This is a genomic window from uncultured Microbacterium sp. (assembly GCF_913776565.1).
Classification (GTDB): domain Bacteria; phylum Actinomycetota; class Actinomycetes; order Actinomycetales; family Microbacteriaceae; genus Microbacterium.
The window spans coordinates 1-9,443 of record NZ_CAJYPF010000178.1; the positions used below are offsets into that span (position 1 = coordinate 1).

Genomic DNA, 9,443 nt, shown 5'->3' on the forward strand with positions numbered 1-9,443 from the left:
GGAAGGCCAGTCCGTCCCACAGGCTCACGCGCCCGGGAGCGGGAGCGACCTCGCCCTTGACCAGGGCGAAGGCGACGTAGGCGAGGCCGATGAGCCCCAGCACGGCCGAGGCGACCGACAGGGTGTACCGGCGCGTCGTGCGGTCCGCCCCGCGCCACATGAACCACGCCACCAGCGGCAGAGCGAGCAGATACGTCTCTTTCGTGAGGACGGCGACGCCGAACGCGGCCGCGGCGCCGATGTACCCGGCCAGCTGGGCGCGGCGGCTCATCGCCAGCAGCAGCGCGGCGAGCAGCCATGCCGTGGCGATGTTGTCCAGGTACACCTGCCGGTGGAACTGCACCGCCAACGGCGACAGCAGGAACAGCGCGACCGCCGCGGATGCCGTGAACCGGGCGAAGCCGATGCGGCGCACGACGAACCACAGCAGCACGGCGGCTGCGGCGGTGGCCGCGAGCATCGCCTCGCGGGCGGCGATCACGGCGACGTCGTAGCGGTTCCAGCCGTCGGTCAGACCGACCCAGGCCGCGATCTGCATCCACCCGAGGGGCGGGTGGTCGTACCAGTACGTGTAGTGCGTGAGCTCGCCGAGGTTGCCGATGCTCCACGCCTGCGCGGTGTACGTGCCCTCGTCGTCGATGCGCTGGGGGGAGCCGCCGAGATTCAGGGCGTTGACCACCAGGCCGAGGACGAGGGGAGGAAGCAGCCACAGCGCGTCGCCGAGCCGGGCGCGCCAGGGCGAGACCCGGCGGCGCAGCCCTGTCGATGCGCGGTCGGACGGGATCGTCCCGGTGGGGACGCGGTCGATCGTCGCGGTCATCGGGCCACCTCCGCGCCGGCGCCGACGAGGTCGCGCGCGGTGGACGGGGTCGCGGTCGCGGCGTCGCGGTGGGCGCCGGTGTGCTCGGTCTTCTCCCAGCTGCCGTCCCCGCGCAGCTGACGCACGACGCTGCGCACGGCGGCGGCGGCGAGGAACACCTGGTAGGGCACGAGCCCCAGCACCAGGCGCACGTAGTCGCGCACGCGCACCTTCCTGTCGTAGACGCGCCCGAACTCGGTCAGTCCCGCCGCCTCGGCGACGAGGGTGATGATCGTGGGCACGAGGGGAAGGAAGGTCAGCAGCGCCACCGGGGTCGGCACCTTCACGAGGAGGATGAACACGAGCGAGATGGGGATCAGCAGACCGGTCGCCGCCTGCAGGAACGGCATGTTCAGCAGATAGCGGGCGTACATGCGCTGGCGCAGCGTCGGCAGCGCCTTCCACTCGCCCTTGCCGAGGACCTGCAGGAACCCCTGGTTCCAGCGCGTGCGCTGCTTGTACAGCGATGTCAGGGTCGGCGGGGTCTCCTCGCGCGTGACGTACTCGGGGTTGTAGGCGACGACGACCTTCGCGCCGTCGCTCGACAGACGCACGCCGAGCTCGCAGTCCTCGGCGAGGCACTGGTCGTCCCACCCCTTCGACCACGCGAGGCGGTCGCGGGTGACGAACACGGTGTTGCCGCCGAGGGGGATGAACTTGGAGCGGGCGTGGAAGTGCAGGCGCGAGCGGAACCAGAAGTAGTACTCCAGGACGTTGCGCAGCGACCACCAGCTGGTCTCGAAGTTCATCAGCTGCACGCCGCCCTGCACGACGTCGGCACCGGTCTCCTGGAACTTGGAGTCCACGACCGTCAGCAGGCCGGGGTGCACCTCGTCCTCGGCGTCGAACACGCCGACGATGTCGCCGGTCGCGATCTGCAGGGCGCGGTTGAGCGCCTTGGGCTTGTTCTTGGGGACGCTGTCGTCCACGACGACCTTGATGAGATCGGGATGCCGTGCGGCGGCCTGCCGCACGACCAGCTCGGTGCCGGGGTCGTCGTGGCCGACGATGGCGATGATCTCGAAATCGGGGTGATCCTGCTGCGCGAGGCGGTCGAGCGTCTGCCCCATCACCTCTTCCTCGTGCCGCCCGGGCACGAGCAGCGTGAAGCGGTGCCGCGCGGGACGCGGCGATGAGCTGAACTGCGTGGCCCGCAGATCGTCCGCGGAACGCCAGGCGTGGAGCATCCACCACAGCGTCGTCGTCGCGACGACGGTCAGGGCGAGCGCCAGGACGATGACGCCGCTGTAGCCGAGCCACTCGCCGATCGACCAGTCGGGCAGGAATCCGCCCGACACGGTGGTTCCGGGCTGGGCGGGGACGGGGACGTCGGTCACGCCGGTCGACCCCTGACCGGGGGCGGGCGCGACGGGCGTGAGGAGCGGTTCGGGCGTCGGGTCGGGGGCGGCGACGGACCGGGGGATCAGCGGGAACGACAAAACAACCTCCAGCGTCCACGTGGACGGTTCGAGGGCGGTAAGGGGGAGGTGCGGAGAGAGGGCGGGGGTCAGCGCACGGGGGTCATCCGGGGCGAGGTGGGGGGATGGTTTGGAGCGGTCAGGGTTTTGCCAGGGAGCTTTGCGGTCGCTCCCACGTTCTCCGACCCGACCGCCGATGCAGCCTGCTGCCGCCGCCGGAAGCCGTTCCGCGGAGCTCCCGGCCCCGCCAGACTGGGCTCATGAGCGAAACCGTCGTGCGCGTCGACAACCTCCGCAAGACCTACCGGGGCGGGCTCGAGGCGCTGCGCGGGGTGAGCTTCGACATCCGCCGCGGCGAGACATTCGCCCTGCTCGGGCCGAACGGCGCCGGCAAGAGCACCGTCATCGAGATCCTCGAGGGCTACCGCGATCGCACGAGCGGCGACGTCCGCGTGCTCGGTGTCGACCCGCACCGCGGCGGCCTGGACTGGAAGGCGCGCCTGGGCATCGTGCTGCAGAACACGGGCGAGGCGCCCACCGCCACCGTGCGCGAACTGCTCGCCCACTTCGCCTCGTTCTACCCCCGGCCGCGCGACGTCGACGAGACCATGGCCGCGGTCGGTCTGGTCGACAAGGCCAAGGTCAGCGTCCGCAAGCTCTCGGGCGGCCAGCGTCGCCGCGTCGACGTCGCCCTGGGCATCATCGGCCGGCCCGAGCTGCTGTTCCTCGACGAGCCCACGACGGGCTTCGATCCCGAGGTCCGCCGGCACTTCTGGGACCTCATCCGCAGCCTGCAGCGCGAGGGGACGACGATCCTGTTGACCACGCACTACCTCGATGAGGCCGCCGAGCTGGCGGAGCGCGCGGCCATCGTCGTCGGCGGGCTCATGGCATCCGTGGGTCGGATCGACGACCTCGGCGGTCCCGAGGCGCGCGTGCCCCTCGTGCGCTGGCGCGAGGACGGCGTCGTGCGCGAGGAGCGCACGCAGGACCCCGGCGCGGTGGTGGCGGCGCTGCACGCGCGGCTGGGCGAACCCGACCGCCTCGAGGTCGTTCGGCCGAGCCTCGAGGACGTCTACCTGTCGTTCCTCGGCGCCGAGGCACGGCGCACGACCGCGGCGGGAGGCGTCGCGTGAGCCGCGTGCTGCGTCTGGGCGCCGCGCGGATCGCCTTCGAGGTGCGCTCGTACTTCCGCCAGGGCGACTCGGTGTTCTTCACGTTCCTGTTCCCCGTGATGATCCTGTTGATCTTCGCGGTCGCGTTCGACGCCCAGACCTTCGGCCCTCCCGGGGACGAGGTGGATGCCGCGCAGTTCTACCTGCCCGCGATGCTCGCCGCGGGCGTCTTGCTGTCGGGCCTGCAGAACATGTCGATCGACATCGCGATGGAGCGCAGCGACGGCACCCTCAAACGCCTGGGCGGCACTCCGCTGAGTCCGGTGTCGTACTTCATCGGCAAGCTCGGACAGGTGCTCGTCACGGGTCTGCTGCAGTCGGTGCTGCTGATCGTCGTGGCGGCGGTGTTCTTCGGCGTGCCCTTGCCGACCGACCCGGAGCGCTGGCTGACCTTCGCGTGGGTGTTCTTGCTGGGCGTGACGACCTGCGCGATCCTCGGCATCGGCCTGTCGGCCCTGCCGCGCACCGGGCGCAGCGCCACCGGCGTCGTCATCCCGATCGTCCTGCTGCTGCAGTTCATCTCGGGGGTCTACATCAACTTCGCCGCCCTGCCGGAGTGGCTGCAGAACGTCGCGAGCGTCTTCCCGCTGAAGTGGCTCGCGCAGGGGTTCCGCTCGGTGTTCCTGCCCGAGAGCTTCGCCGCGGGCGAGCCGTCGGGATCGTGGGATCACCCGCTCATCCTGCTGGTGACGCTGCTGTGGCTGGTGGTCGGTCTCGCGGTGGTGCGCCTGACCTTCCGCTGGATCCGCAAGGACGCGTGAGGCGCCCCCGGCACCCGCCCCGGCCGACGCCGTCCCCCGCCCCACGCCCCGCCCCACCCGCCCCGCCCGCCCCACCGCTCGATAAACGCTCCCCGTGTCGAGACACGCGTTCTCTGCGCGTTCCTCGGCACGGATCGCGTTTATCGAGGGAGGCGAGGGATGCCGCGGCCCCGGTGTCGGAGGACGGGGCTAGCGTGGAGGGATGGTTGGTTATCGCTACCTCGGCAACAGTGGATTCAAGATCTCCGAGATCACCCTCGGCAACTGGGTGACCCACGGCTCGCAGGTCGGTGACGACGCGGCGATCGCCACGGTGCACGCCGCTCTCGACGCGGGCATCACGACGTTCGACACCGCCGACACCTACGCCAACACCGCGGCCGAGACCGTCCTCGGCACGGCTCTCGAGGGCCAGCGTCGCGAGTCGCTCGAGATCTTCACGAAGGTCTACTTCCCGACCGGTCCCGGCGGCCCCAACGACACCGGGCTCAGCCGCAAGCACATCATGGACTCCATCAACGGGTCGCTGAAGCGCCTCGGCACCGACTACGTCGACCTCTATCAGGCGCACCGCTTCGACTACGAGACGCCCCTCGAAGAGACGTTCCAGGCCTTCGCCGACGTCGTCCGCCAGGGCAAGGCGCTGTACATCGGCGTCTCGGAGTGGACGGCCGAACAGCTGCGCGACGGACACGCGCTCGCGAAGCAGCTCGGCATCCAGCTCATCTCCAACCAGCCTCAGTACTCGATGCTGTGGCGCGTGATCGAGGGCAAGGTCGTACCCACCAGCGAAGAGCTCGGCATCTCGCAGATCGTCTGGTCGCCCATGGCGCAGGGCGTGCTGAGCGGCAAGTACCTGCCCGGTCAGCCGGTACCGGAGGGCTCGCGCGCGACGGACGAGAAGAGCGGCGCGAACTTCATCAAGCGGTTCCTGAACGACGACACCCTCGAGGCCGTCCAGCGCCTGAAGCCGATCGCCGAGGGGGCCGGGCTCACCATGCCGCAGCTCGCAATCGCCTGGGTGCTGCAGAACCCCAACGTCGCCGCGGCACTCGTGGGGGCATCGCGCCCCGAGCAGCTGCACGACACCGTGAAGGCGTCCGGCGTGACCCTGGATGCCGAGGCGCTCTCCGCGATCGACGCGGCCCTGGGCGACGCGGTGTTCGCCGACGCCGAGAACACCTACGAGGTCTCGCCCAAGAAGCGTCTGGTCTGACGCGATCCGTTCAGCGGGCCGGGCGTTCGCGCCCGGCCCGCTGTCGCGCGCCCTCCGCGCGCCGCCGCGGGCGCCCTCCGCGCGCCCTCCGCGCCGCCGCGGGCGCCCTCCGCCCCCACGCCGCGCCCAGCCGGGCCTCAGGCCCCGCTCAGGAGCGGACAGGTAACGCGTCGTACTCTGTGCGGATGTCCTTTTCCGCTCACCGACCCGGCCGTTTCGGTTCCGACGGTCGAATCGAGTTCACGACGGAGCAGGAACGCGAGCGCTACCTCGACGAGTTCCTTGCCGAGCGCGACGCGTCCGACACCGACGCGTCAGACCCGACCCCGTCGGACGCGCCCGACCGCCACGACGGCACGTCCGAGCCGTGGGGCGCGCCACCCGCCGACGACGAGCCGCTCGATCCGTTCGTCTTCGACCCCCGCGCCGACACCGCCCGCGAAGGCGACCCCCGCGCCGACGAACCGGCGGACGAGCACGACACCCTCGTGATCGACCGCGCGGCCCGCGTCGACGACACCCCGCCGCAGCCCGAAGAGCCGCTCTCGGCCCCCGCCGTGGCATCCATCCCCGTCACCGCGGAGCCGCGCCCCCCGCGCCTGCGCCGCGCCGACCCCCGCCGTCCCACGCTCTCGCTCATCCGTCGCATGGCCGTCCTCGGCGGTGCCGACAACGACGTGCTCGACGAGGTGCCCGAAGAGGTGCCCCGCTTCGTGCAGATGTTCCTCGTGCTCGCCGGAACCGCCCTCGTCTCGGCGCTGTCGATGATGTTCGCGCTGCTCACGGGCGTGCGCGTCAGCATCCTGCTCGCGATCCCGCTCGCGATCGTGTGGGGCCTCATCATCTTCAATCTCGACCGCTTCCTCACCTCGACGATGCGCTCGACCAAGAACCTCTTCCGCCTGCTGGGGCTCGCGCTGCCGCGCGTCATCATGGCCGCGCTCATCGGCATCGTCGTCGCCGAGCCGCTCGTCCTGCAGATCTTCCAGAACGACATCACCCGCGAGGTCAACTCCACGAACGTCACCCAGGCCCTGACCGACCAGGATGCCGTCACCAACGGCCCCGAGAAGCAGGCACTCGACGCCGCGACGGCCCAGGTCTCGGCGCTCGAGAACCAGGCGGCCACCGGCATCGTCGCGGGCACCTCGTCGACCTCGGCCGAGGCGGCCGCGGCGCAGCAGAGCGTGGACCAGCTCACCCAGCAGCTCGCGGCGCAGCAGACCGTCATCGATCAGGCCCGCGCGGTGTACCAGTGCGAGCTGACCGGTCAGGGCGCCGGTACGGTGCCCGGCTGCACGGGTGTCGCCGGCAACGGCGCGAGCTCCGACGCGGCGCAGGCGCAGCTGCAGCAGGCGCAGTCGGCCTACGACTCGCTCTCGGCGCAGCTGCAGCAGGCGCAGTCCACCCTCGCCTCGGCCAACAGCGCGGGGGCCGCGGCCGCGGCATCCTCCGCCGATGCGAACAAGCAGCAGGCCGAGGATCAGCTCCCGGCGGCGCGGGCGCAGTACGACTCGGCGCTCGCCGCGTACAACGCGCGGGCCTCGTCGGTGGCCGACGGCAACGCCGGGGCGGTGGGCCTGCTCAGTCAGATCACGGCGCTGGAACGCCTGTCCGACCGTGAACCGGTGCTGCGCTGGGCGCACTACCTGATCGCCGCGCTGTTCTTCATGATCGAGCTGCTGCCGGTGCTGGTGAAGGTGCTGACCGGCTTCGGCGGGCCCTCGCTGTACGAGAAGGCCGAGAAGATGCGCGGTCAGGTCGCCCTCGACCGCGTCTCGGCGCGGACCTTCCGCAAGCGCGCCGACATCATCGCCGACGAGGCGAACCGCGTGCCCGCGACCGTCTCCTGATGGTCGTCTGGAGCGCGGGACTCCTGCTGTACCGGCTCGATCCGGAACCGCAGGTGTTCCTCGCGCACATGGGTGGGCCCTTCTGGGCGAAGAAGGACGCCGGCGCCTGGTCGATCCCGAAGGGCGAGTACGACCCCGACACGGAGAGTGCTCAGGATGCCGCACGCCGAGAGTTCCGCGAGGAGCTCGGCGTCGATCCGCCCGAGACGGACTGGGCGGAGCTCGGCACGTTCGCGTACAGCAGCGGCAAGAAGGTCGTCGTGTTCTGCGGCGACGGCGCCGGGTTCACGGCATCCGGATTCACCTTCGGCACGTTCGAGATGGTCTGGCCGCCGCGGTCCGGCCGGGTGCAGTCGTTCCCCGAGGTCGACCGGGCGGAGTGGATGGACCTGGATGCCGCGCGCGACGCGCTCGTGAAGGGGCAGCGTCCCGCGATCGACGCTCTCGCCTCCGCGCTCGAGGCCCTGCCCGGCTGACGAGGCCGCGGCGCCCGTCCTGGTCACGGCCGCGTCGCGAGCGAAACTCCTGAGAAACGGAGAACGCCCACCCCGCACCCTGCGTGATCACGCGGAGGGAAGGGTGGGCGGGGCCGATCTCTCAAGAGTTTCACACGGGCTGGCGCCCGCCTCAGCTCACGGGCGCAGCAGCACCTTGCCGACGCGGGGCGAGTCGCTCGCGCGAGCGGCCTCGCGGGCGTCCTCGAGGCCGAAGGTCGCCGCGACCGGAAGGGTGAGCGTGCCGTCGGCGAGGTAGCGCGACAGCTCGCCGAACAGGGCGCCGCGGGTCTCGGCATCCATCGTCTTGCTGACGACGCTGCCCCAGAAGCCCTTGACCGTCGCCTGACGGAAGATGATGTCGCCGGCCGAGAGCTCGAGCTTCCCCGCGCCCATCGAACCGAAGATGACGAGGGTGCCGTTCTCGCTCAGCAGCGACAGCACGTCGTTACTGGCCGAACCGCCGACCGAGTCGACGCCGGCGACGATGCGCGCCCCGTCGGCGAGCGCCAGGGCGGCGTCGCGCCAGCCCTCGGAGTCGGTGGACACGACGTTGTCGATGCCCTGCTCGGCGAGTTCGGCGACGGCGCTCTGGCGGCGGACGAGACCGATGACGTGGATGCCGCGGGCCTTCGCGATCTGCGCGACCATGCGTCCGACGGCTCCGTTGGCGGTGTTCTGCACGATCCAGTCGCCGGCCTCCAGGTCGAGCGAGTGCAGCAGGCTGATGGCGCTGAAGGGCATCGAGACGAGCTGCGCGGCGACCTCGTCGCTCAGGCCCTCGGCGACGGGGATGAGGCCCGCGACCTTCGTGACGACCTGCTCGGCCCACACGCCGAAGGTGCCGCCGGTGGCGACGCGCTGGCCGACGGTGAGGCCCTCGACGCCCTCGCCGAGCTCCTCGATCACGCCGACCGCTTCGGTGCCGGCGCGCGCGGGCAGCTCGGGCTTGAAGCCGTAGGTGCCGCGGATGGTCCACAGGTCGTGGTTATGGATGGGCGACAGCAGCACGCGCAGGCGCACCTCGCCGGGGCCGGGGGTCGGGGTCTCGACCTCTTCGACGCCGAGGACGTCGGCGGGCTCGCCGAACTCGTGGTGGATGACTGCGCGCATGGAATGCCTCCGTGGTTATTTTGTAACGACCGGTCTAATATAGACCTCGGCTCCTGAAGTGCAACCGTGAGGACCGTGAGCGTGTCGAAGAGTCCGGGAGTCGACGGGATCGGTGGCTTCGACAAGCTCAGCCACCCGAGCAAAGGAGAGATCATGGGCAGGATGCCGAGCTTCGACCGCTCCACCGTGATCGACGCCGCGCGCGACGTGTTCTGGAGGCGCGGGTACGCCGAGACCGGCATCGCCGAGCTCGAGGAGGCCACGGGACTCACCCGCTCGAGCATCTACAACGCCTTCGGCAGCAAGCGCGGTCTGTTCGACGCCGTGCTCGCGGCCTACCTCGAAGACGTCGTCCGCACGCGATTGCGCCCCCTGGGCGGGGGAGACCCCGGCGCGCTCGAGGCCTACGTCGACGACATGCACGCCGCGATCGCGGCGGACTCCCCGCGCGCCCGCCTCGGATGCCTGCTGCTCAACGCGGGCTCCTCGCCCCTGGCCAGCGACGACGCCGAGGTGCGCACGCTCGTCTCGGGCTATGCGGCCGAGATGCGCGC

Annotated in this window: 9 protein-coding genes; 6 read left to right on the forward strand and 3 right to left on the reverse strand. The window is 71.0% G+C overall.

Features of this window, described 5'->3' with window-relative positions; translation table 11 throughout:
• On the reverse strand, window positions 1-820 hold an 820-nt coding region (locus tag QZ433_RS09950), incomplete at its 3' end, for a glycosyltransferase family 39 protein (RefSeq protein WP_295782718.1).
• Window positions 817-2,298 (reverse strand): glycosyltransferase family 2 protein, encoded by a 1,482-nt coding sequence (locus tag QZ433_RS09955; RefSeq protein ID WP_295782720.1) that lies wholly within the window; start codon window positions 2,296-2,298, stop codon window positions 817-819. The genes QZ433_RS09950 and QZ433_RS09955, both read right to left, overlap by 4 nt.
• A 239-nt stretch (window positions 2,299-2,537) precedes the next feature.
• Between QZ433_RS09955 and QZ433_RS09960 the strand changes: the two genes are divergently transcribed.
• The 5 genes from QZ433_RS09960 to QZ433_RS09980 all read left to right on the forward strand — a co-directional run bounded on the left by QZ433_RS09960 (window position 2,538) and on the right by QZ433_RS09980 (window position 7,758).
• Window positions 2,538-3,413 (forward strand): ABC transporter ATP-binding protein, encoded by an 876-nt coding sequence (locus QZ433_RS09960; protein WP_295782722.1) that lies wholly within the window; start codon window positions 2,538-2,540, stop codon window positions 3,411-3,413.
• Window positions 3,410-4,213 (forward strand): ABC transporter permease, encoded by an 804-nt coding sequence (locus tag QZ433_RS09965; protein ID WP_295782725.1) that lies wholly within the window; start codon window positions 3,410-3,412, stop codon window positions 4,211-4,213. Before QZ433_RS09960 ends, QZ433_RS09965 begins: the two co-directional genes overlap by 4 nt.
• 202 nt (window positions 4,214-4,415) lie before the next feature.
• Window positions 4,416-5,429 carry an aldo/keto reductase family protein gene (locus tag QZ433_RS09970; RefSeq protein ID WP_295782727.1) on the forward strand — a complete coding sequence of 338 codons (1,014 nt, stop codon included), beginning with the start codon at window positions 4,416-4,418 and terminating at the stop codon, window positions 5,427-5,429.
• A 185-nt stretch (window positions 5,430-5,614) separates the two neighbouring features.
• Window positions 5,615-7,282, forward strand: a complete 1,668-nt coding sequence (locus QZ433_RS09975; protein ID WP_295782729.1) for a DUF4407 domain-containing protein — start codon at window positions 5,615-5,617, stop codon at window positions 7,280-7,282.
• A complete protein-coding gene (locus tag QZ433_RS09980) occupies window positions 7,282-7,758 on the forward strand; it encodes an NUDIX domain-containing protein (RefSeq protein WP_295782731.1) in 477 nt (158 codons plus the stop codon). The genes QZ433_RS09975 and QZ433_RS09980 overlap by 1 nt, the downstream gene beginning before the upstream one ends.
• A gap of 156 nt (window positions 7,759-7,914) precedes the next feature.
• Here the strand turns inward: QZ433_RS09980 and QZ433_RS09985 are convergent, their stop codons facing one another.
• Entirely contained in the window at window positions 7,915-8,889 is a 975-nt protein-coding gene (locus QZ433_RS09985; RefSeq protein WP_295782734.1) for a zinc-binding dehydrogenase, read from the reverse strand.
• Between the two features lie 81 nt (window positions 8,890-8,970).
• Between QZ433_RS09985 and QZ433_RS09990 the strand changes: the two genes are divergently transcribed.
• On the forward strand, window positions 8,971-9,443 hold a 473-nt coding region (locus QZ433_RS09990; protein ID WP_295782736.1), incomplete at its 3' end, for a TetR/AcrR family transcriptional regulator.

Bases quoted from the DNA above. Each gene is read 5' to 3' on its own strand.
- QZ433_RS09960 (WP_295782722.1), top strand. From the start codon at position 2,538: ATGAGCGAAACCGTCGTGCGCGTCGACAACCTCCGCAAGACCTACCGG.
- QZ433_RS09970 (WP_295782727.1), top strand. From the start codon at position 4,416: ATGGTTGGTTATCGCTACCTCGGCAACAGTGGATTCAAGATCTCCGAG.
- QZ433_RS09975 (WP_295782729.1), top strand. From the start codon at position 5,615: ATGTCCTTTTCCGCTCACCGACCCGGCCGTTTCGGTTCCGACGGTCGA.
- QZ433_RS09980 (WP_295782731.1), top strand. From the start codon at position 7,282: ATGGTCGTCTGGAGCGCGGGACTCCTGCTGTACCGGCTCGATCCGGAA.
- QZ433_RS09985 (WP_295782734.1), bottom strand. From the start codon at position 8,889: ATGCGCGCAGTCATCCACCACGAGTTCGGCGAGCCCGCCGACGTCCTC.